We start from the raw sequence: 20,100 nt of genomic DNA on the forward strand, positions 1-20,100 counted from the left end.
CGAGCAAATGGGCGACTTGTTCAACAGTGGCTTTCACCGGAACCGGTCGAGTGACCGTGTAGGGATTGAAGTCATCGGGCTTGAACGGTTTTCGTCGACGCTTGCGATCGCGATTGATCTCGGCAGTGAGTGCCATCACGCTCGATGCGATGTGCCAATCGTGCTGGCGTTTCGCTTCAGCCATTTGGACGAGTTGCCGAAGCGTCAGTGGTCCGGGATCGACTCCGATGATGCCCGCGAGTCGGATGATGAGTCGCTCAATGTCGGCACCGCGAGCTTGCGTTCCAGGTCCTCCACAATCCGGTCCACCAGATTGGGATCGTCCAGCCGCTTCTCGATCGCTTCCAATCCCCGCATCTCGATCATCTTCTGCTTGTCGGCCGCCTTCCGCAGAAGACGGCGTCGGGACTCCGGGAAATACGCGACCAACGCATCCACCAACGCCTTGCACGCTTCGTCGATCGAGTCACCGGCCAATCCCTCGGCGAACGCTTCGTCGTCAACGTCTTGTTGATCGGCTTGCGGCTTGCAGATTGCAAACAACACGTCACCGAGCAAGAGAGGATCGCTGGAAAGCCGTGTGACAAGGTCGCCGTCGATCGCATCGAGCAGTCGCACGTCAGTGAGTGCTTTGACGCGGCGAAGCGTGGTGTTGTCGATGTCGACGATCCAAACCCGACCGCGACGATCAATGAATTTCTGCATGGAGTTCCGTTCCGAGGATTACTTAGGGCGTTCCGCCACCAACGTTCATGCCGCTGCCAGACGAAGATTGGGTTGGCTTCAAGGTGACGTCGGCCGACACCACTTCTTCGAGGTTTTGATTGACATTGAAGTTCATGACTTCACAGGTCAGTGTCAGCGAACCACCAGCATCCGAAATGCCAACGTCAGTCGGCGTTCCGCTACTCCACAGTCCTTGCAGCATCCCAAACGCGGTGTCGCCGTTCTTGTTGAGCACCGTGAATTCGATCGACGCGTCTTTTAGAGTGCCGACTGTGGCTCGCCAGCCGTTGTTGTCACGAGTCGATGCGTCGGCTTCGGCCTTCTCGAGATTGACCGTCAAATCCTTGACGTTCTTGATCTCGGCACCGTCGATCGTCAGGACGGCATCGAGACCGAGTTTCACTTCTGCTGACATGTTTCGATTCCATCCGTGGTCGAGAGACTATTTGACCGAGTCACGCCAGAACTTTGGCAGGCGTGCTTGATTGGCAATGAGGGCAGGTTTCATGAACGGGCGTGCGGGATAGCGGCGTGGTTTACTGGCTCCGCGGCGTTCGTTCTCTTCTTCTATTAGTCGTGTGGCTCGGCTGGCTTGGGCGATCGTTAGCAGTTTGATGCGGGCAAACTTGCCGGGCTGTTTTGCACGGATCGGCCCGAATTCGCCAACGCGAAACCGATGGCGTTTCAGTTTGCGTCGCTTCGTGACAACGCCACCGAACTCATGCAGGTTCCACAGCCGGCCGGCAATCTCGTTGACTGGGCCAATGACTGCCTCGCCGCGATCCCGATTGACTTCGTAGCGAAGCACACGACGTAGCATTCCAGTCGGTGAACTGGGCGGCGATCCTGGGTTGGATGGTTTCTTGCGTTTGCGGATCGATCGTTTGGCGGTCATCCGGATGGTGCCGGCCGCATGATTCATGCTTTTGAAGGTCGCTTGGTTGACCTTCTTTTTCAGTTGGGCCGGTGTGAATCGCACGCGAGCCCTGATGTGCATCATTTCGCCAGCTCAAACGTCAACGTCAGTAGGCTCGTGAATTGATTGAACTGGGTCCAGTGCTCGGAGGAGTACAGGACTGAGTTCTCGACCTTAACGCAGCGGGCTGCCACGAACGAATTGAGTCGTTTGAGCCTGAAGTAGTCGGCCAGTTCTTCGACAAAGAACACCAATGGGTCAATTTCCTTGGCATCGCCCTTGCTGAACTTCTTTTGGACGGCGACGTCGATCGTGGCATGGTATTTGTTCGATCCTCGATCGAGCGGGAGGTATTCCACCTCGCGAGGCACAACCGTGACTCGCAGTTCCTTCATGTCCTCGAGATCGAAGTTGGGAACGTAGAGTCGCTGAGCGGAGAGGTTGGTCTTGCTAAAGTCGCCGGTGTTGATTTCCGCGACGACGCTTTCGGCAATTTGAATGACGGTTGCAGGCGTTGCTGTCATGTGATCGTGTCAACCAGTTTGGTGTGGATGCGGAGTTTGACGCGGAATGGATCGCTGTATCGCCAAGGTGGCTCGTTGCCAATTGACATCAGCTCGTAAACGAATGTCGTGTCACCGTCGGTTTCGAGGATGCGATCGCCGCGGCGAGGCCAGGTGCCGATGTCGGATTGCAGCAAGTCCTTCGTGTTAATCAGAAAGTCTCGAACTTGAGCACGCGTGATGACGCCTTCGCCGTCGTCCTGTTCGTATTCTGATTTGCCAATCGTGGCGGACAGTTCGACGGAAACTTCGTCACGCTGGTACACCACGTCTCGCGAGGCATGTTTGGTCAGCTTTGCAGCTAACCAAGACTGGCCTCGATGCAGCATGTCACTCACGATTTACGGGGCTTCGATGCTGCTGTCGTTTTGGTCTGAAACAAGACGGTTGCCTTTGCGCCAAGCTCTTCACGCCAGGCTTCATCAGCTCGACGTTGATATTCGTCAGCGATCGCCTCTGCTTCTTCGCTAAGCTGCTGTTGCCGAAAGTTCGCTGGCCGTGTGAAGGACTGAACGAAGTTCGGGGTCGATGCGTCGCGATCTCGCTTTTTCGCCGGCAAAATCGCAAACGCGACCAAGACCAGGACGACGACGGTTGCAATTCCAAGAATCATGAGTTTTACAGGCCTCGTTTGATGAGAATGAATCCGAGCAACAGAACCGCCACAAAGATCAACGCGAGGGTGGCCAATTCACCGGCTCCCGCCCAAATCAATGCGTTGCGACCACTAGAGTCTCGGTCGAAGAGTCGATCGCGGTCGCCGTCACGATCCCGATCGAACGGCCGCCAAGTGTTGTCGACGGGTTCGATAGGGCAGTAACCATCGGGGCAGTCTTCGGACGAAAGCTGCATCGTTGGTGAGATCGCAGCGTCCCAGGAATAGCCTCGCGTCTTTAGCGCGCCGGTTCGTTGGGCCTGCCGCGTTTGTTGATAGAGTTCGTATCCGTGACGCAGATCGTCGAAGAGTTCACGAGCAGTTGACGGCAACATGGTGTGACCGGCCGCATGAACATGTCCGCCTGTCGAGTCCTGGAATAGCACCACAGGGAATTGATTTGCCGGGACAATGTCCGCATATCGCGTTCGGTACAGTGCATTGGATTCAGTGTAGACCTGAAATGCACACTTCGACTTCAACTTCACCAGGTTTGGGTCCGTGTTGAACCAGTCAAGCAGACGCTGGCTTTTGGCGTCACTGGCAACGAACAAGGCGATTTGATAGCGATTCTTCGCTTGTTCGGGCGGCGTCGCGGGTCGCGTGCTGCTCGACGCGGGGGTGACGATGATCGGAGCTGGAACCGTTGGAGCTGTTGGCACCACACGATAGGGCTGCACAATTCGATGCGGCTCCGCAGCGGGAATCGTGTTCGGCGGACAGGGCGGGCAGTAACCAGACTGCTGTTTCAGCTCGCCCTGTGCTTCCAAGTTGACACGCGAAGGTTGCGGCAACTGTTGGATTCGCGATCCAACCTCGCTGGTTGGTTGTGCCGGCGGCAATTGCCAGGATTCGCTCGTGTCGACTGCCGGTGTTCGGTGCAATGCCGTGAACACCACTCCGAGCATCACCGCATGCAGCACTGCGACTACAATCAGGCCGACGCTCAGCCGGATTCGGATTTCATCTTTCATCAATGACCTCGTAGCTTCGATATGGCAAGGAACTGGCGGGGTCTTCCATCACCGTCAGGGCGAACCCGCCGTAGCCGGCCCAAAGACGCACGAACTGTTCACGCGGTGTGAGTTCAAATCGGCCGGGATAGTTGTTGTCGAGAATGGCTGCGTATTGCCGGCCGTCGCGATTGACCCAACCGACGAAGGTGCAGCAGTGGGCTGGCTTCCACCACAGAATCGCGCCGCGCCGCGTCGCCGTTGCCCAGTCAAGGAAACGAGGATCCGCTTTGACGGTGTAGCTGTAGTCGATGTCGGCAGCATCAAGTCGGTTTCGTAATCGTGAATCCCATTCACCGTCGCTGTAGGTCGCCCGCCAGCGCTCGCCGAGTTCAAACTCGTTGAGCCAGCGAAGGTGATTCACCAGCGACGCGTGAACACAGCTACCTTGGTTGAGACGCCCCGTCCAATTTCGTTGATGCAACTGAGTGGGAAGATTGGCGATCGGTTGTTCGGGCGGAGGTGCCGGCAGCGAGCGGACTTGAACATCGCCCTCCGGCAAACAGCCCGTGCAAATCAGCAGCAAGCATGCGACGACAAGCGTGCGCAGTTTCGCTTCCATGCGAGGACCTCGTGTTGGGATGGTTACTGAAGCAGTTTCACTTTGACGGTCAGCGAACTCGGTGGCGCGTCTTCAACCGCGATACCGATCATCGAGTGTGCGTAAGCGTTCTTGATGACGTGGTGACTGATCTTGGACCAATAAAGAATGGTGCCCGCCGGGATGTTGGTTGTCGGGTCTTTCACCAAATCGAATACGCCAGCAACCGTGATGCTGCCGCGAGAGTTGGCACAGATGCCAAACTTGGCGACGCCGACCAGCTTTCCAAGGACAACGACATTGCCGGCGGGAATCTCAACGTCGGAAACGATCGGGACCGTCACGCCCTCGTGGACGTAAATCGCCCCGACGGGTGCGATGATGGGGTTGCTCACAGGTGGTCATCACTGGCTCAGGCGAACGCGAACGAAGTTGTCGGTCGGCGCGGCGTCAGCAACGACCTTGCCGAGTAACACCGATCCATCGGGCACTTCAGTGACGATCCCGTCGGTGGTTGCGTAAATCTTTTGTCCAGCGGTGTAGGTCTCCGCATCAGCCGGGTCTTTGGGCATGTCGAACACGCCTTCCACGGCGATCGAGCCGAGTACATCGGCTTTCAGATCACGTTTGGTGATGCCTACCAAATCACCTTGAATGACGATTGATCCAACAGGGACATCGACGTCGGGTGTGAAGTCGACTTGTTTTCCGTCGTGAATGAATTGAGCTTGCATGGGACTTTGTGTTTACGGTGAAAGAAGAAGGTCGACGTCAGCAGGCGATCACTCGCCAGCGACTTTCACAGCGGCTCGGTGGTCTTGAGAGTTCACACCGAAGTCGATGTAAGACCGGAAGCCCATGCCAAGCGTGTTCGGAGGCATCTCGACTCGCTCGATGATCGGCGTTCGACGACCGTTCAGAAACACGATCTCGAACGCAGGCAGCACCTGCGGATTGGCGAAGAGATACCACGCTGCAGCACTGGCACCGGGGTAGTAGCTGTCCGACAGATGTGGCGTGCTGATGATCCGGTACTTGTTGCGGTGAGGGTTGTCGACAGGAATTTTTGTCGGCGACCCTTGCGCGTCGATCATTAGCTGCGACGAACCCATCAACAGTTCAGCTTCAGTTTCCAACTCCACCGGCACAACCAAGTACTCAGGCCGGATGTTAATCGGCTTTTGATCTTTGGGCTTGCCGCCAGGACCAGCTTTCTGCTTGCGGAAGGTTGTCTTGGCAACGGTCAGTGCATCCGGGCCGAACTTAGTGTCCGCTCCCTGCAACAAGTTGGCGTTGGCGGACGAGAAGAAGCCAGCGTTCTTGAGCAGCAGTGTGAAGAACAAGTCGTCGATGGACTCCGCACCCGATCGTCCCATTTGCCGCGGGATATCCATGAACGCTGACAGGTCATCGTTGATGATGTCGTGCCGGGTCAGCGTAAGGATCTGACCGTAGGTGTCAGCCTTGTTCGAGTACTTCTGTTCGGACAGTTTGCCGTGTTTCAATTCGCCATCGGGAGCAACCTGCTCAAACCCGCCAGTGCCAAGCAAACGGTATCGAGCCACCTCCTTAAAATCGGTGACGGTTCCGACGCTGCAAAGATCGAACGCGGCGATCGGCGTGTTTTGATAGGCGGCCAGCAACGTCTTGTTCATGACGTTTTCCATGATGCTGGGTAGACTCATGGAACTGAAACCCGCTCGAATGGTTGCCGTACCATCGCCAAAGACGCGAGGCACGTCGATGCCTTCCATCCGAGCGCACTCGGCGACGAGTTCACGCAAGCCGATGTGACGTAGCGGGTTGGCGGCGTTGAGCGTCTTTTCGCCATAGCTGGCCAGCAGCGTTTTTTCTTCGATGCCGACCGACAGACAGGCGGCAGCTTCGAGGACCTCGCGACTGTAGCGTGGTGAGTTTTGCGTCTGTTCGGGAGCCTTGGGGCGTTCGCTTCTCAGCACGGCGAGTTCCGTTTTGGTGGTGGACCAGCCTTGCTCGATCGCGTCGGCTTCGATATCGGCGTGATTGCCCGCACAGACTTTGCGAATACCTGCGATGCGACGGGATTCCGCCGCGGCCTCAGCTCGCATGTCATTCACCGGTGAAGCGGTGGCTGTTTTGCTTCCGGACTTTGGCTTCGTGCTCATGTTCAAGCTTGCGTTGACGGGTTCGAGGTCGTCGGTGTCTTCATCCGTGTCGCTGGGGTCATCACCGTCGGCGTAGTTTTCGGCAGCGACGCGAGCCTCGGTGTCGTCGTCAGCACCCAAAGCGACGAACGAAACCTCGCCCAGCGTGGACTTGCGAGCGACATAGACTGGCCCTTTGATCTCGCGACCGTTGGCGTTCGCCGTCTTGCCTTCTGGGATGAAGACAACCTTGTCGGCACTCGCCCCCAGCGATGCTTGCCAAGGGAATCCGTTCTCACTGGTCGCGATCACTTCCTGCGCGGTCGCACCGACACCGGAAATGACGCCGGCGACTTCGAGCGACTTGTCGGTGATCGCAATGTCGTCTGTATGTCCGACAATGCTGCCCCGATCGTGGTCTTTCAAGATCGGTCGCGACTTGCGAGTCACTCGCATGCCAGCCAAGTCAACGACAACCGGATATGGCCAACCGCCCAACCGCATCGCACCGCCGGTGTACGCGGTCATCGAAAACTTACGCAGCGACGGCTTGCCTTCTTCTGGCGTTTCGGCCGCGGCGAGCGTGATCGTCGCGGCGTCATCACAAACGATTCGCAGCGAACTAGGGACGGATTCAGCGTCGGCTTCAAGCGGCGCGTGCTGTGTCTTCGGCATTGTCTTCCGTGACCTTCGTTGAGGGATTGGTTTCAGTTTCATCGCTGGCCGACAGACCAAGCTCACGCATCAGCGACACTTCTTTGGCACGCTGTTTGAGTTCCGTCTCCCAATCACGCCCCTGCCGCGCAAATTCGATGGCCAGAGTGGTCGTATGATTCGAGAGACGGATCTTCTGGGCATTGGCTTCTTTGGCGGGATCCACATGCTCGTGACCATCCCAAAACCATTGGTGCTCGAACGTCGAATCGAGCGTGCGAAGCGAGTTGGGCAGATAGCCCTCGATGAGAATGGCTTCGCGAAGCCAAGCACTCAAAACGCGATCCAGAACGACGCGAGCGAGTTGGGTTTGCTCAACACGGATCGACTTGAAGTAGGTTTGATGATCGAGACGCCCACTCGCGTAGTTGTAGCCCGAAGAATTTCCGGCAGCGACGTTGAAGGGCATGTTCAAACAACGAGCGATTTCGTTGAGGATCTCTTTCTTGAACTCTGCGTAGGTGGTCGAAGGTTGCTCCGACCTCATTTGAGCCATCTTCCAGCCACCGGGCATCGTGAGCAGCATGCGCTTCTCAAGTTCGATCGGCTCGAATGGTTCGGCCGCGTCGGCTTCGCCATTGGCCGGCGCGTCCGTGTAGAGGATGCCGGCAAAGTCAGCCGCGGTTTCGGCAGCCGCAAGTACTGCAAGTGTGAAGCGACGAAGTTGTGCGAATAGAGGCAACGCCGGCGTGATATCGGGAATACCGCGAATCTGACCCGGCCGATCGCAGCGGAAGTAGTGAAGCACCGCGGTGGCCGGCACCGTGTCAAACTCTTCGTCGATCGTAAACGTAACATCGCCAGGATGTTCGCGAAGCACGTCGTAGCTGAGCGGGTTTCCGTCGGTATCAAACTGGATTCCGTCGATGTATCGTGTTCGGTCCGCTACCAACGTCGGCGAGGCCACTTGGTCGGCTTCGATCAATCGCACGTCGAGCTTCACAGTCGCGTCGACGCGTTCGTTGCTGGTCAGCAAACCAAACGATTCGCCATCCGAAACGCGGGCGAGTCGCATCGTCCGTAGTTTTTCTGCAAGCCCAACTGCCTCGGCCCAAGCGAAAAACTCCGCTTCAACGAAACGATTCGCCGCATCATCTGGCGTTAGCATTTGCAGTCGCGGCCCTGTGCCAACCACGTCATTGGCGAGGGTCAGCGTGATCCCGCGGGCGTAACTGTTATTTGCAACCTCGTATCGCGACCGATTGCGAAGTGTTCGACGCACATCGGGGCTATTCGCTGCAGCGGACGACAAACCATCGGCTCGCGCCCAATGTTTCATGTTGTCGAGCGTCGTATTCGCGGCGTCGTACTTCGCACGAAGCCGCGAAAAGAAGGGCTGCCGGGGCGAGCGTCCCGGCGCGGATGAAGAGCGGGAAGCTCCGCCGCGCCATGCTTGCTCGATAATCCCTGACAAACGCTTCAACATCCGTGTTGTAATCCTATTGCCGTCCCCGGCAGCCCTGTGCTCATCGCGAACCGAAAAGAAAGATCAGCCAGCCGAAGGCGGCACGATCTTGTTAAAACGCAAACCGCGATTGGGTTTGCGAACCGCGCCCTTGCCAGCGAGATGCTTGTCCGCAGCAATCTGCTCCGTCAGCTTGTGCTGCTCAACCGACCCCGCATCCCCCGAAGCCTTCGCAAGCCCCGCAGCGTTTTCACGGATTACATCTTTCAACTCTTCAGGCATGGTTTGCTTTTGATTAGAAACATTGCTTCATCCCTGGTTACCTATGCCGTAGGAGGCGAGACTTGTACGCGAATATTGAGAAAGGCTTGATTTAGTTCCGTTTTCGTTTTTGCAGCTCTTTGAAACTGACTCGCTCGCGTCGGCGAGTTGGTTCCACATCGGTGCCAAACAACAGCGCGCCTTGCATCGAAGCGGCGACGGCACAACCAACGAGGCAGTCGAGCCAGTGGTTATCGGGCTGTTCGGGTCGGGCTTTCCATTCGTCAACAGTCCGACCGCGGCCTTCTGTTTTGATGAAGTATTCGGCGGTGATTTGTTCGGCGAACATTCGATGCGTTTCGGCTTGGTTGCCGTAAACGGACAGGCAACCACGATCGCCCATCGCGACAGCGAGCCTCGCGTGCGTGAATGACTTCCACCAATTCGTGTCGTAGATGATGTGGCGAATTGCACGTTTCCCGTGGACACTGGGGATTCGCCAGTTCAAACCAACGCGGTCACCGGGGCGGCGTTTGTATTCGCTGAATGGATTCGAGGACGCACCGACGAAACGTCCGTGCGAAGGCAATAGGATCGAAGCATGTGGGCTTTGCCGACAGAATTGATAGACCACGTTCGTGGAGTGTCCCCAGTTGGCGTCGATCAAGCACCGCCCAATCTTCATTGCCGCACCATCGTCACGTTGCCATTCACGACCAAGCAAATCTTCGGTGAGCGATTCGAGCCCGGCATAGATACTGCCTTCGAGTCCTGTGCCGTCCGCAGCGGTTGCCAGCGTGTGGCGTGCATCGCGAAGCGTGTAGTACGCTCGGCTCTGGTCGGGATACGCCCCGTAGTCGAGAACGTAGCCCGTGAAATCGTCTTCCCATGCGGCGACCACAAAGAACAAGAGTTTTTGCTGCACGTCGATAAACGCAGTGAGATGGTTCGCCGAAATCGGAACGCAGCGTCGTTCGAGTCCGTTGATTTTGCCAGCGACCTGCTCGGCCGTAAGTTGGTCGGCATCGACGCGTTCTTCCGGCAGTGGTTCATTCTGATACTCCGCGAAGAATGCCGCTTCGTCTTGTAGCTTCAAATTCATTGCGTGCTGGATCGCGGACAGCTCGTCGTGATTGAAACGTTCTTTCCACGCGACATCGGCACCCTCGTCCATCGCCCGCCGGTTCTCGCGATAGAACTCGGTTCCGGCCGCGCCGCCGTCGCCGGCTCGCAAACCTTCGGCACGGATTTCCGCGTAGCGTTCCCATAGCGTTTCATTTGTTGGAAATGAGTTCACCATTCGCGTTCGCGCACCGTTCCATTCCGGATGTTTGTCGCGATCGAGAATGTTGTCGGCCATGTCGCCGGGACGAATGACCGTGCAGGGCATGATGCCCGAGATCTTTTTACCTGGGCCGGCGAGTCCGAGCACCGCGCCGGCGAGGATCGCTTCGCGGTTGGCACATTGCGAAAGCGAACGAGCCGACTCGTCCGTTTGCGGGTCATCGAGCACGACCAACGAAGGTCGAACCGTTCGTCCATCGGGCCGCTTGAACTTCATTCCACGAATGCGTCCGGTCAGGCCGGCAACTTTGATGATCGCACCGCTCGCTTTGCTGTTAGCGATGGTTGGCAGGACAACTTCTTTCGCCGTCCATCCAATTTGCGTGCGTTTGCCTTGATAGAGCTGCCCGTTGGCTCGGTTTGAGATTCCGTCCAACGCCTGAATTGGAAAGCAGACTTCCGGGTAGTCGGCCAACAAAATTTCATTGGCATCGAGTTCCGTTTTGATCGAGTCGAGCATGTCGCATGCGTGGCCTTCGTCGCTGCCGATCAAACATACGAAATCTCGGTAACCGTTTAGCACTGCCCAGATGCACGCAACCTCGGCCAGCGAACTTTTTCCACTACCGCGAGCCATCGCGAGTGAGAACAGACCACCACGAACGACCGCTTCTTCGATGCGCTCAATCACCTTCAAGTGATCCGGCGACCATTGCAGATGAAACGTCAGCGAGAAATAGGCTTCGCAAAAGTATCGAAAACTACTGGCGGCCTTCGCTTTTCGCCGCGGATCCTCGATCACTGGCAAGTCACCGATGTCGCGACCGGCCAATGCGATCGCTGCATTGCGGGCGCGGGCTTTGTCTTTGACCTTGCCGTACGGATCCTCGTCGGCCGGCGGCTTCGGACGATGGCGTTCTTCGACTAGCCAAGCGGTGAAGCGGAGGAGGTCAACATGCGTTCCGTCTCCGATGCGATTTCCAGCTCGCGTTCGATAGCGATAGAGCTGGCGTTCGTTGATCACCTCACCGAACGGCGTGCTATTGAGCGTCCTGCAGCACTCGCTCGGTTTCATTCGTCGCGGGTCAGTCGCCACGGTGCATCTCCTGTAAGAGCCAAGCGGTGTAGACGACCAGGTTGATCGTGCCATCAACGTTTGTCGGTGCGCCGGCTTCTAGATCGGCGGCGATTTGTTCCTCTGGAACGCGCTGGCGGTACGCGTTGCTCAACAACTTCGAAAGTTGCTCGACCGAAAGTTTGGTCGGGTCAACATTCTCTCGTTTGCCTTCCATGTCGGGATCCGTGGGTTGGTTCGCAACTCGCCGCACACGTTGGCGGCTGTCGCGTTTGTTTGCATGTTTGGCATCGTCGGCCGCATGTTTGGGCCGGCGACGTTGGGCCAAAACTGGCGGCGTGCGCGGGTGAAAAGAAACCTGGGAATTACTGAAACATTACTTCCGGACTTCGCTTGAGGTGTCTCGAAACGCATGGCTCATGTGTGTCAACGAAACGAATTACACGCCTTTTGGAGACACACGAATGAACGCCAACGACATCGCCTTCGGTATCGAAATCGAAACCCACATGCCTGGCACCGACCGCACGCCGATCGGTGGATACCACAACGGATTGCCGGTCGCTTGGCTGCCCGCGGGTTGGAAAGCAGAGCGCGACGGCAGCATCCGCACGCCGGCCGGACGCAAACCATGCGAGTTTGTATCTCCGGTTCTTCGCGGCTACGAAGGACTCGCCAACGTAGAGACCGCGGTGGACGCGATCAAAGAACGCGGCGCACGGGTTAACGAATCTTGCGGCCTGCACGTAACGGTTTCCTGGAACGGCGACGCCGCGGCCTTGGCCCGACTGATTTCGCTGATCGCGAACCACGAACGAGCCATCTACGCTTCGACCGGCACCAAACGCCGCGAACGAACCCACTGGGCAAAGCAAATCAAAAGCTACGGCAATAAAGACGCCGCGAAGACCCGCTGCGAACGAGACCGCTACCACCTTCTCAACCTCACGCACCTGGCCGCCGGCCGAAACCGAATCGAGATTCGGGCCTTCGCCGGAACGCTCAACAAGACGAAACTGATCGGATACATCCAAATGATTTTGGGCTTGGTAGAACTCGCCCTCAATACGAAACGCTGCAGCGGATGGGATTACGCCAAGAAGCCTGGCACGAAGAGTTGCTGGGACCGACCGGATGCCGGCCACGGCGAAACGGAACTCAACCGGCTCTTCTACCGCCTCGGATGGACCAAGGGTTGGTACAAGGGCGAACTTCGCAACAAACGCTTCGGCGAACTTTCCTCCGCCGAACAAACCTGCGACTGGAAGCCAGTCAAAAAGAAGCTTCTTGAGTTGGCCCGCAAATACGACCAGGCGGTCTAACCGCGGACGGCCTTCCGCCCCTCCAACGCCGCGATGTATCTCGCGGCGTTTCTTTGGTTTTGCGGGGGCACGTGTACATCGTGTCGCGTCAACGGCGTATGTGACTAATAGCGGGCCACTGTTTTGCAACGCGACAGACGCCGCAGTTTCGGGCCACGTCGGCGAGATCGAGAAACATTCAAAAAGACTGCGAATTGCTGGCTGGCTTCGCTTGATGTGTTTTGAAACGCATGGCTCATGTGTGGTCATACGAAACGGCTTTTTCATTCACCCAAACGGAGACACAAACATGACCATCGACCAACTGATCGGATTGCTCGAAGAATACCGCGACGAACATGGACCGGACGCCGAAGTGCGCTTGATGACGCAAGAGAACTGGCCCTTCGAAAACCGGATTACCGGAATCACGAGCGGCACGGAGATGAATGAAGCCAGCGAAGACGACCCCAGCGAGTACTTCGATGACCAAGACGTCGCCGAAGACGCGATCGTCTACATCGTCGAAGGAGGCCAGATTTGCTACGGCAGCAAGCGGGCCTGGGAAACGTGCCGCGATTGCTAAACGCGGCAAGCGAAAGCGAGTTCGGGAAACATTCAAAAACTTTCCCGAACTCCGCTTGCTGTGTCTGAAATCGCATGGCTCATGTGTGTCAACGCAGACGCTTTTCCCTTTTCCAACAACGGAGCCCCAACCATGGCAAAGAACACCGCTCGAGTCGAAGACGCTTACACCACCGCGCATGTCCGGGCTTTGACCTTGCTCGAAGACCTTCACCAAATCGTCGAAGACATGCCGGCCCCCGATGCCGACCATCCCATCAATTGGGAACACGTCGGTTCGCTTCAACACCTTTCCGAACGGCTCAAGGAATTGAAAGACTTCGTTGCTCCGGCCGGCGAATAGATTCTCGCCCGCAACCTTTCGGCCGCGCTCGACAGCGCGGCCGTTTTTCGTTGAATCGCCGCCGACGTTGGCCCGTGTCGCGAGCTGTTGCCAACAAGCAGCAAACCATGCCGACATCTCTTTCCGGGCCACAAACGCAAACGTCCGCGGAACTTGAAAACATCGCAAAAGACTGAGAATTACTGCCGAGAATCGCTTGAGCTGTTTCCAGATGCATGGCTCATGTGTGTTAACGCCAAACGGCAAAACGTTTTCAAAACCCTTTTCACGAGAGACAAAACCATGGCCATGAACGAAACGAAAAAAGCGAAGGTCGCCGCTCTTCGCACCGAGATGCGAAAGCTCGACCCCGAAACGTATCAGGAGATTCGTCAGTCGTATTACAAGATCGCCGAGGAGCTTCGTCCCTTGGTCGACGCCCTTGAAAAGGCTGACGCGGACCTGGGACCGGACGGCCCGCTTTTGGAAGAGCACTACATCTTTTGCGAGATGCTCGAACGGCTCAACAAGAGCCTTCTTGGCGGGGTTGTTTAACCCGCCGGCCGCACAACAACCGCCGCGGACGGAACCGCGGCGCGACTCGCAAGGACGGAAGCCGAAACGCAAACGGGCGTTGTCGCGGGTGGTTCCCGCGGCCTGACGATGGCAGCCAACCACGAACGAAGTCCAAACGGAGAACGAACGATGAAGAAGGCAGACGTAAAGATCGGTGGAGAATACTTCGCAACGGTCACCAACAAGAAAGTGACGGTGCGTATTGACGCAGAGAACCGAAGTGGAGGATGGGACGCAACAAACCTCTCGACGGGAAAGAAAGTGCGAATCAAGACGGCCGGCCGGTTGAAGGGTTCGGCGCGGGCTACTGAGACGCCGGCAACGAAAACGCGGGTCAGGAAACGAGTCGCGAAAAAGACGGAGGAAACCACGGGCGGTGAAAAGAAGCTCTCGTGCGTGAAAGCGGCGTTGAAGGTCCTGGCTGATAGCGGCGAACCGATGAACGCGCAAGAGATGATCGCCGCGATGACCGAAGCTGGGTTGTGGGAAAGCCCTGGCGGTAAGACGCCGCACGCGACGCTTTACTCGGCGATCCTGCGAGACATGAAACGCGGCGATGAAAGTCGCTTCGTCAAAACGGAACGTGGTCGGTTCACGGCGAGAGCATAGGGCGAAGCGATGAAGTTCATTTGCGACGTCCGCCAGGTAAATGACTTGGCCGAAGGCGAAACCGCACCTCCGGAACCCGACATGGGATACGAACTGCGGTCGATCGCCGGCGAAAACTTTGAAGCTGGTGTTGTGGAATATGTGGTCCGCCGCGGAGACGCGATCTTTGCGAGGACAACGGCCTGCGAAGAGTTTGCGGTCACGGGCAAGAACGCCCACGTTTTGGTGCCGCTCGGCTTCTAGTCCGAACGCCGCCGACAACGCCCGACGTTCGTAGCGTACGGGCGTTTCGTCGTGACGGCCGTAACCACGCGGCGCACCCGAGTCACGCGACACGCGGCAACGTCGTGGCCCAACGCACTCCGGCGAAAAACATGTTGAAGTTTTGGAATGTTTCGTGGACTTCGCTTGATGTGTTGGCAAACCAATGGCTCATGTGTGGTTGTACGAACGGTTTTTCAAACAACACGAACGGAGAAACGAAATGAAGATGCAACCGCAGCGAATGCGATCGGCTGTTGTATTCGCCGACGGCCGGCGAATCGAAGTCGAAGAACCCTTGTCAGTTCAAATGATCGTCGCCGATGCGAAACGCGCTGGCGCGGCCAAGGTTGAACTCGAAAACGGCACCGAAATCTATCTCAACGAGAAAGGAGACCAGAAATGAACAAGGTTCAAACGCTTAACGCTCAGCCAATCCAACCCGCACCGGCTTACGAAAACGCTCACCAGATTGCCCGCGATCTCTTGCAACACATCGAGTTGCAACTCGACCGAATGATTCGGCCGGACAACAAGGCTTTGCGATGGACGCACGTACGAGCGTTGAACTTGGTCAACGCTCAGCTTTCGGAAGTTGCCGCGCTGGTCGACGAAACCAACAACGCTCGCAACTAGGAAACAAAACGATGAAAACGAATCTCAAGGCGGGCGATCGCGTGCGGCTGATTTCGATGACCGACGACCCCGATCCGATTCCCGCCGGCACCACCGGAACGGTGGCCGGCGCTTATCCACAAAGCGATTGGACGCAGGTCGATGTCGACTGGGACAACGGCCGGTCGCTGATGCTTTCCATTCCACCGGACGTCGTCGAGCGACTGCCGGCCGGCCAAACGAACTAAGGAGCAACCACCATGTCCACACGAGCGACGATCGCAGTCCGCCGCGCCGACCGAACATACGCAGCGGTCTACCTTCATTACGACGGTTACCCCGAACACACCGGAGAAATTCTGATGCAAAGCTACCAAACTCAAACCGCCGCCGAGGAACTCGTCTCCCACGGCGACCTTCGATGCCTGAACCGCGAGACCGGCGAGGCCGAACGATTCTCAGACGGTGATCCGCCGGCCAAGTTGCCGACCAACGACTCGCTGATTGATTTCGCGAGAAATTGCGGCGCTCGATTCGTCTATGTCTTTGACGACGGAGCTTGGTCGTGCAAGGAACTCTAGTCACCGCATGTTCTCCTCGCGTGCTCCAACTGGGATCGGCGATTCGCCGGTCCGTTCGAGGATTGCTTTCTTGCCGGTGAAGCGTTGGTAGCGATCAACGATCACGTCGCAGTACGGCGGATCGAGTTCCATCAAGAATGCCTTGCGCCCCGTCTGCTCCGCGCCGATCAGCGTCGAGCCACTGCCGCCAAACAAGTCGAGCACGTTCTCGCCTTTCCGCGACGAGTATTGCATCGCCAAAACCGCGAGTTCGGCGGGCTTGCCGGTGAGGTGTTCGAGCTTCTGCGGAGCGATCTTCTTGACGTGCCACAGGTCCGTCGCGTTGTTTGGCCCAAAGAATTTGTGACCAGCACCTTCTTTCCATCCATAGAACGCCCATTCATGTGCCCCCATGAAGTCTTTGCGGGTCATCACGGGGTGTTGCTTGTCCCAGATGATGGCCTGGGAAAAATACAAACCGGCTGCGGCCAGGACCGGCGGGTAGTTGGCGATGTTGGAGAAGCCACCCCAGATGTAAAAGCAACGGCCGGGTTCGAGCACGCGAGTGATGTTGCCAAACCACGCTTTCAACAATCGGTCGAACTCTTCGTCGGACACAAAGTCATTCGCAAGCGGCCGATCCTTGGCCCGCATCTTCTTCGGGCCTTCCTTCGTCTTGCCCTTGCCAGCCTCGAACGACGAATTGCCGGCCGCGATCGCATTCTTGCTGCGAGGTTCCACCTTCACGTTGTACGGTGGATCGGTATTGCAAAGGTGAATCTTCGCGCCGGAGAGCAGACGATCGAGGTCTTCGACGCTGGTCGAGTCACCACACATCAGTCGATGGTCGCCGAGGATCCAAATGTCGCCGCGCTGCGTGATCGCTTCGTCTGGCGGTTCGGGGATGTCGTCTGGATCCGTCAAACCCTGCGTTACACCGGGATCGAGCAGCTTGGCGAGTTCATCATCGTCGAAACCGAGCAACTCAACATCAAAACCTGATTCTTGTAATCCGCCGATTTCCAAGGGCAACAGGTCGTAGTCCCACTGCGCGTTCTCGCCAGTCCGGTTGTCGGCGATCCGGTACGCTTTTACCGCTTCAGGTTCGAGGTCCGTCGCGATGTGAACGGGGACTTCGGCGAGTCCGAGTTTTTTCGCCGCCTTGAACCGTGTATGGCCGACGATAATGACACCGTCGGTATCGACCACGATCGGCTGGCGAAACCCGAACTCGTTGATCGAGAGGATGACGGCATCAACGGCGTCGTCATTGATGCGAGGATTGTTCTCGTAAGGCTTGATTCGATCAAGCGACCACATTTCGACCTGCATGTTTGCCCTTCCAAGGCGAGAGAATGAAACGGGAAGGGTTGGGTCGGTCGTTGGTTTGATGGGTGGTTGGTTGGGGATCCGATGCGTTCGGACGGACGTGAATTTTCGTTCGGACAGCCGAAACTAACTGTGCCTAATAAGGCTGCTGTTCCCGCGGCCCTGACTAGAGAACGGATCGGCCGGGAGTACCTACGCGTTGAGAAGCGTCATGAATGAATCCGTCAGACAGCCCCCTCATGCGTGCAAACGTGTATCGCGGGCGAGTGGGACTGACACGCTGACGCATTAGGAGAGAGAGTGTTTTTATTCGTATATCGTTGGGTTTCCGCGTACCAAAACCGTCAGCTAATCCGTCAGTTTGACTCTCTGACGTTTGCTGACAGATTCGATCATTCCAGGCCTAAATCGTTCGCATTGGTCGCCAACACGTCAGAATCGTCCGCATCATCGCTGACGGATTGGCTGACGGATTGTTTGGGCAGATCGGGCACCGTGGTGAGGCGATAGCCCGACGCCGGTTTGGTTCGCGTTTCGATCGTGACCGGTTCGATGTCTTCTTGCTGCATCAGCGTTTGTACGATTTGATCGAAGTCGCTTGCCTTCAACGTCATCGAACGCATCATTTCACGGCGAGCCATGGTGTAGTTGGGTCGGTCGGCGAGACGTTTCTTGAATTTCAAGCACTCAGCGTGAAACGGGTTCTCGGCGACGTGAACCGATGCGAGGTAGAGCTGCCGGCGGGTTTGGTGCAGCGAAAACTCGCTGGCCCAACGCACGGCATCAATTTTGATCGTGGGCTGAAGATGGTTTTCGCTGACCGCGTAGATCAACGCCAGCTTCTTGGCATGCTCACACGTCCGGCTCCATGCGGCACGAGCCACCTCGTCCCCAGCGTCGTCGGCCTTGTCGTATTCCACCTCGGTTTGTTCACGCAACTGCGTGATTGCGGTCTCCGCTTCGGGCGTGAACGCTACACGCAGCGGTTTGGGATGGAACTTCATGAAATTGCCAGTGCCCGGCTCGAAATCCGCCCACCACTTCGCGATCTCCAAAACCTCCTCGGGAACGTCTCTTGCCGATCCGGGCGTTTGCCCTTTGCCACGCTTGCCGACGTCGATGATATTCAGCCGGGCAAAGAACCCGTTGGTCAACATTCGCTTCGATAACGACTCGTAGAAGTATTGAGGCGTCGCGGTGCCGAACAGCGTCAGGTGCGGCTGATCGACATGGATTGCCTCTTTCTGATTCGCCTTCACGCGGATCGGATAGACATCGCCGGCGGATGTGTAGAGCGTCAGCAAAATGTTCGGAATCGATTCGCGGCTGTTCTCACGGTCGAGATTAATCTGCCGCAGAACGCCATCCATTTCGTCGTTTTGAAACAGCATGCGTCCGCTGCGAACCAGGGCGTCCTGGATCCCTTCGCCGGATGCGAACTTGTCACCGATCGAATTCGCCTCGCCGATCTGAAACAAGACTTGCGAATTGACCTTTCGAGGGAATTCTTTACCGGTTCCGCTGCCAGCGAGCGCGAGCAGGTAGAGATTCGTACGAAGATCACCGGCCGTGGCGACTTTGCGACCGGCCAGAAACGACTGCAACGCCATCGCGCCGCAAAAGGCAAGGCCGATATTCGGGTAAGGCGCGTTGGCGAGCGAGAAGTCCATGACGCGGCGAACGAATCCGGGAACTTCAAACAGCCGCTCGGGCAACATCCCAGGATCCGCGATTCCCGTGAACTTGGACGATGGCTTTGCGTCTTCGGAAACCGTCATCTTCGGTTTCGTCATGAACCCAGACAGATCGACTTCGCTTGCCGTTTCCATCGGACCGTCATCGCGGAGCCAACCAAACGGCCGGTCGTGAGATTTAGTGGCGGCTTGGTTGATTTTGTGTTGCAGTTCGCGATCGGACCAGGGCGGCGAACATCGAGGGTTGTAGTCCGCCGCGAGAATCGCCAGGGCACGATCCGGTTCGATGCCGAAGCCATGAACGAGAGCGGTCGCGGCGGCGAACGTTTGCGAGTGACCGCTGCTGCCCGCAATCGCTGGCGGCATGGCGTTCAAGTAGGCAATGGCTCGGGTTTCGACATCGTTGCCCGCGTGGCGTAGGCTTCCAGCCTGCGATGTTACAGGGTTCGCAAGCTGGAAGCTTAAGCCACGTTTGACGATCACGGCGTCAGCCAGAGCTTTCACGCACGCAGCCAACATGGGCGCAGGAACGGTTGCGGGTTCATTGTCGAGGACATCGTAAGGTTCGCCTTCGGGATGGATGCTGGGGCCGACAACGGTTTGAGTTCCGGTGGATCGCAGCTCGACGATCATCGAACCGTCGTTGGGGTCTTGGTGCTTTTCCGTGGTCGCGCCAGCCGCGATGTACCAACGATGCGAACGGGGTGCCGACGGCCGGCCAGTTACTGCCACAGTCGGTGGCAGATATTGATCGGCCAGTTCGATCGCTTCGGCGCAATCGAGATCGACGTCCACGATCCAACCGGATGGCTCGCCGAGAATGATGCCGATATTGCTGTTCTCGGGAAACGCTTCGGGCTTCAATCGCAACTTGGTCCAGTCACGGCGCGACGGCGACTTTGACCGAGGGCGCAGCGGCACGCAGTACCAGCCACGCTGGCGATAAATCGCAACTTGTTCCCGCACATCGGC

Annotated in this window: 27 protein-coding genes and 1 other RNA gene; 11 read left to right on the forward strand and 17 right to left on the reverse strand. The window is 57.3% G+C overall.

The genetic code is table 11. The features are described 5' to 3' along the window. Window positions 1-204: 204 nt before the first annotated feature. The 15 genes from LOC70_RS10980 to LOC70_RS11050 form a co-directional block, all read right to left on the reverse strand. Window positions 205-705 carry a hypothetical protein gene (locus tag LOC70_RS10980; protein WP_146439900.1) on the reverse strand — a complete coding sequence of 167 codons (501 nt, stop codon included), beginning with the start codon at window positions 703-705 and terminating at the stop codon, window positions 205-207. Window positions 706-727: 22 nt separating this feature from the next. Continuing rightward, the gene (locus tag LOC70_RS10985) at window positions 728-1,141 is read right to left on the reverse strand and encodes a hypothetical protein (RefSeq protein WP_146439901.1); all 414 of its coding nucleotides are present in this window, start codon (window positions 1,139-1,141) and stop codon (window positions 728-730) included. 27 nt (window positions 1,142-1,168) lie between these two features. Then, entirely contained in the window at window positions 1,169-1,726 is a 558-nt protein-coding gene (locus LOC70_RS10990; protein WP_145295063.1) for a hypothetical protein, read from the reverse strand. Beyond that, on the reverse strand, window positions 1,723-2,166 hold the full coding sequence (locus tag LOC70_RS10995; protein WP_145295060.1) for a hypothetical protein: 444 nt from the start codon (window positions 2,164-2,166) through the stop codon (window positions 1,723-1,725). Before LOC70_RS10995 ends, LOC70_RS10990 begins: the two co-directional genes overlap by 4 nt. Further along, the gene (locus LOC70_RS11000; RefSeq protein ID WP_449252304.1) at window positions 2,163-2,534 is read right to left on the reverse strand and encodes a hypothetical protein; all 372 of its coding nucleotides are present in this window, start codon (window positions 2,532-2,534) and stop codon (window positions 2,163-2,165) included. Before LOC70_RS11000 ends, LOC70_RS10995 begins: the two co-directional genes overlap by 4 nt. A gap of 5 nt (window positions 2,535-2,539) precedes the next feature. Beyond that, window positions 2,540-2,818, reverse strand: a complete 279-nt coding sequence (locus tag LOC70_RS11005) for a hypothetical protein (protein ID WP_145295056.1) — start codon at window positions 2,816-2,818, stop codon at window positions 2,540-2,542. A 5-nt stretch (window positions 2,819-2,823) separates the two neighbouring features. Further along, window positions 2,824-3,834: a hypothetical protein gene (locus tag LOC70_RS11010; protein ID WP_230253611.1), complete on the reverse strand. Its 1,011-nt coding sequence runs from the start codon at window positions 3,832-3,834 to the stop codon at window positions 2,824-2,826. After that, window positions 3,824-4,435: a hypothetical protein gene (locus LOC70_RS11015; protein ID WP_146536989.1), complete on the reverse strand. Its 612-nt coding sequence runs from the start codon at window positions 4,433-4,435 to the stop codon at window positions 3,824-3,826. The genes LOC70_RS11010 and LOC70_RS11015 overlap by 11 nt, the downstream gene beginning before the upstream one ends. Before the next feature lie 23 nt (window positions 4,436-4,458). Next, window positions 4,459-4,809, reverse strand: coding sequence for a DUF2190 family protein (locus LOC70_RS11020; RefSeq protein ID WP_230253612.1), 351 nt, complete (start codon window positions 4,807-4,809; stop codon window positions 4,459-4,461). Between the two features lie 9 nt (window positions 4,810-4,818). Beyond that, the gene (locus LOC70_RS11025) at window positions 4,819-5,148 is read right to left on the reverse strand and encodes a DUF2190 family protein (RefSeq protein WP_146439909.1); all 330 of its coding nucleotides are present in this window, start codon (window positions 5,146-5,148) and stop codon (window positions 4,819-4,821) included. A gap of 48 nt (window positions 5,149-5,196) precedes the next feature. Further along, window positions 5,197-7,212 (reverse strand): phage major capsid protein, encoded by a 2,016-nt coding sequence (locus LOC70_RS11030; protein ID WP_145295043.1) that lies wholly within the window; start codon window positions 7,210-7,212, stop codon window positions 5,197-5,199. Then, the gene (locus LOC70_RS11035) at window positions 7,184-8,677 is read right to left on the reverse strand and encodes a phage portal protein (RefSeq protein ID WP_230253613.1); all 1,494 of its coding nucleotides are present in this window, start codon (window positions 8,675-8,677) and stop codon (window positions 7,184-7,186) included. Before LOC70_RS11035 ends, LOC70_RS11030 begins: the two co-directional genes overlap by 29 nt. A 63-nt stretch (window positions 8,678-8,740) precedes the next feature. Further along, complete coding sequence (locus LOC70_RS11040; protein WP_230253614.1) at window positions 8,741-8,938, reverse strand: hypothetical protein; 198 nt, start codon at window positions 8,936-8,938, stop codon at window positions 8,741-8,743. A gap of 91 nt (window positions 8,939-9,029) precedes the next feature. After that, window positions 9,030-11,225 carry a terminase gpA endonuclease subunit gene (locus tag LOC70_RS24480; RefSeq protein ID WP_230253615.1) on the reverse strand — a complete coding sequence of 732 codons (2,196 nt, stop codon included), beginning with the start codon at window positions 11,223-11,225 and terminating at the stop codon, window positions 9,030-9,032. Between the two features lie 61 nt (window positions 11,226-11,286). After that, on the reverse strand, window positions 11,287-11,604 hold the full coding sequence (locus tag LOC70_RS11050; RefSeq protein ID WP_230253616.1) for a hypothetical protein: 318 nt from the start codon (window positions 11,602-11,604) through the stop codon (window positions 11,287-11,289). Window positions 11,605-11,695: 91 nt separating this feature from the next. Between LOC70_RS11050 and LOC70_RS11055 the strand changes: the two genes are divergently transcribed. The 11 genes from LOC70_RS11055 to LOC70_RS11105 all read left to right on the forward strand — a co-directional run bounded on the left by LOC70_RS11055 (window position 11,696) and on the right by LOC70_RS11105 (window position 16,126). After that, on the forward strand, window positions 11,696-12,598 hold the full coding sequence (locus LOC70_RS11055; protein WP_230253617.1) for an amidoligase family protein: 903 nt from the start codon (window positions 11,696-11,698) through the stop codon (window positions 12,596-12,598). 289 nt (window positions 12,599-12,887) lie between these two features. Continuing rightward, window positions 12,888-13,163, forward strand: coding sequence for a hypothetical protein (locus tag LOC70_RS11060; protein WP_230253618.1), 276 nt, complete (start codon window positions 12,888-12,890; stop codon window positions 13,161-13,163). Between the two features lie 132 nt (window positions 13,164-13,295). After that, complete coding sequence (locus LOC70_RS11065; protein WP_146439916.1) at window positions 13,296-13,505, forward strand: hypothetical protein; 210 nt, start codon at window positions 13,296-13,298, stop codon at window positions 13,503-13,505. 288 nt (window positions 13,506-13,793) lie between these two features. After that, entirely contained in the window at window positions 13,794-14,039 is a 246-nt protein-coding gene (locus tag LOC70_RS11070) for a hypothetical protein (protein ID WP_230253619.1), read from the forward strand. A 59-nt stretch (window positions 14,040-14,098) separates the two neighbouring features. Beyond that, an RNA gene (locus LOC70_RS11075) (hammerhead ribozyme type II) lies at window positions 14,099-14,160 on the forward strand. 29 nt (window positions 14,161-14,189) lie between these two features. Continuing rightward, entirely contained in the window at window positions 14,190-14,669 is a 480-nt protein-coding gene (locus LOC70_RS11080; RefSeq protein ID WP_197203823.1) for a winged helix-turn-helix domain-containing protein, read from the forward strand. A 9-nt stretch (window positions 14,670-14,678) separates the two neighbouring features. Next, complete coding sequence (locus LOC70_RS11085; RefSeq protein WP_146439919.1) at window positions 14,679-14,912, forward strand: hypothetical protein; 234 nt, start codon at window positions 14,679-14,681, stop codon at window positions 14,910-14,912. A 241-nt stretch (window positions 14,913-15,153) separates the two neighbouring features. After that, complete coding sequence (locus LOC70_RS11090) at window positions 15,154-15,336, forward strand: hypothetical protein (RefSeq protein ID WP_146439920.1); 183 nt, start codon at window positions 15,154-15,156, stop codon at window positions 15,334-15,336. Next, entirely contained in the window at window positions 15,333-15,566 is a 234-nt protein-coding gene (locus LOC70_RS11095; RefSeq protein WP_146439921.1) for a hypothetical protein, read from the forward strand. The genes LOC70_RS11090 and LOC70_RS11095 overlap by 4 nt, the downstream gene beginning before the upstream one ends. Before the next feature lie 11 nt (window positions 15,567-15,577). Further along, a complete protein-coding gene (locus LOC70_RS11100) occupies window positions 15,578-15,793 on the forward strand; it encodes a DUF4314 domain-containing protein (protein WP_146439922.1) in 216 nt (71 codons plus the stop codon). A gap of 12 nt (window positions 15,794-15,805) precedes the next feature. Further along, the gene (locus LOC70_RS11105; RefSeq protein WP_146439923.1) at window positions 15,806-16,126 is read left to right on the forward strand and encodes a hypothetical protein; all 321 of its coding nucleotides are present in this window, start codon (window positions 15,806-15,808) and stop codon (window positions 16,124-16,126) included. On the opposite strand, the gene LOC70_RS11110 is transcribed toward LOC70_RS11105, so the two are convergent. Together LOC70_RS11110 and LOC70_RS11115 are read right to left on the reverse strand one after the other, a co-directional pair. Further along, entirely contained in the window at window positions 16,127-17,437 is a 1,311-nt protein-coding gene (locus LOC70_RS11110) for a DNA modification methylase (RefSeq protein WP_230253620.1), read from the reverse strand. Window positions 17,438-17,826: 389 nt separating this feature from the next. Then, on the reverse strand, window positions 17,827-20,094 hold the full coding sequence (locus LOC70_RS11115) for a bifunctional DNA primase/polymerase (protein ID WP_230253621.1): 2,268 nt from the start codon (window positions 20,092-20,094) through the stop codon (window positions 17,827-17,829). Window positions 20,095-20,100: the final 6 nt, after the last annotated feature.

It is taken from the genome of Rhodopirellula halodulae, assembly GCF_020966775.1.
Classification (GTDB): Bacteria; Planctomycetota; Planctomycetia; order Pirellulales; family Pirellulaceae; genus Rhodopirellula; species Rhodopirellula halodulae.

Bases quoted from the DNA above. Each gene is read 5' to 3' on its own strand.
- LOC70_RS10980 (WP_146439900.1), bottom strand. From the start codon at position 705: ATGCAGAAATTCATTGATCGTCGCGGTCGGGTTTGGATCGTCGACATC.
- LOC70_RS10985 (WP_146439901.1), bottom strand. From the start codon at position 1,141: ATGTCAGCAGAAGTGAAACTCGGTCTCGATGCCGTCCTGACGATCGAC.
- LOC70_RS10990 (WP_145295063.1), bottom strand. From the start codon at position 1,726: ATGATGCACATCAGGGCTCGCGTGCGATTCACACCGGCCCAACTGAAA.
- LOC70_RS10995 (WP_145295060.1), bottom strand. From the start codon at position 2,166: ATGACAGCAACGCCTGCAACCGTCATTCAAATTGCCGAAAGCGTCGTC.
- LOC70_RS11000 (WP_449252304.1), bottom strand. From the start codon at position 2,534: ATGCTGCATCGAGGCCAGTCTTGGTTAGCTGCAAAGCTGACCAAACAT.
- LOC70_RS11005 (WP_145295056.1), bottom strand. From the start codon at position 2,818: ATGATTCTTGGAATTGCAACCGTCGTCGTCCTGGTCTTGGTCGCGTTT.
- LOC70_RS11010 (WP_230253611.1), bottom strand. From the start codon at position 3,834: ATGAAAGATGAAATCCGAATCCGGCTGAGCGTCGGCCTGATTGTAGTC.
- LOC70_RS11015 (WP_146536989.1), bottom strand. From the start codon at position 4,435: ATGGAAGCGAAACTGCGCACGCTTGTCGTCGCATGCTTGCTGCTGATT.
- LOC70_RS11025 (WP_146439909.1), bottom strand. From the start codon at position 5,148: ATGCAAGCTCAATTCATTCACGACGGAAAACAAGTCGACTTCACACCC.
- LOC70_RS11030 (WP_145295043.1), bottom strand. From the start codon at position 7,212: ATGCCGAAGACACAGCACGCGCCGCTTGAAGCCGACGCTGAATCCGTC.
- LOC70_RS11035 (WP_230253613.1), bottom strand. From the start codon at position 8,677: ATGTTGAAGCGTTTGTCAGGGATTATCGAGCAAGCATGGCGCGGCGGA.
- LOC70_RS11040 (WP_230253614.1), bottom strand. From the start codon at position 8,938: ATGCCTGAAGAGTTGAAAGATGTAATCCGTGAAAACGCTGCGGGGCTT.
- LOC70_RS11055 (WP_230253617.1), top strand. From the start codon at position 11,696: ATGTGTGTCAACGAAACGAATTACACGCCTTTTGGAGACACACGAATG.
- LOC70_RS11060 (WP_230253618.1), top strand. From the start codon at position 12,888: ATGACCATCGACCAACTGATCGGATTGCTCGAAGAATACCGCGACGAA.
- LOC70_RS11065 (WP_146439916.1), top strand. From the start codon at position 13,296: ATGGCAAAGAACACCGCTCGAGTCGAAGACGCTTACACCACCGCGCAT.
- LOC70_RS11070 (WP_230253619.1), top strand. From the start codon at position 13,794: ATGAACGAAACGAAAAAAGCGAAGGTCGCCGCTCTTCGCACCGAGATG.
- LOC70_RS11080 (WP_197203823.1), top strand. From the start codon at position 14,190: ATGAAGAAGGCAGACGTAAAGATCGGTGGAGAATACTTCGCAACGGTC.
- LOC70_RS11085 (WP_146439919.1), top strand. From the start codon at position 14,679: ATGAAGTTCATTTGCGACGTCCGCCAGGTAAATGACTTGGCCGAAGGC.
- LOC70_RS11090 (WP_146439920.1), top strand. From the start codon at position 15,154: ATGAAGATGCAACCGCAGCGAATGCGATCGGCTGTTGTATTCGCCGAC.
- LOC70_RS11095 (WP_146439921.1), top strand. From the start codon at position 15,333: ATGAACAAGGTTCAAACGCTTAACGCTCAGCCAATCCAACCCGCACCG.
- LOC70_RS11100 (WP_146439922.1), top strand. From the start codon at position 15,578: ATGAAAACGAATCTCAAGGCGGGCGATCGCGTGCGGCTGATTTCGATG.
- LOC70_RS11105 (WP_146439923.1), top strand. From the start codon at position 15,806: ATGTCCACACGAGCGACGATCGCAGTCCGCCGCGCCGACCGAACATAC.
- LOC70_RS11110 (WP_230253620.1), bottom strand. From the start codon at position 17,437: ATGCAGGTCGAAATGTGGTCGCTTGATCGAATCAAGCCTTACGAGAAC.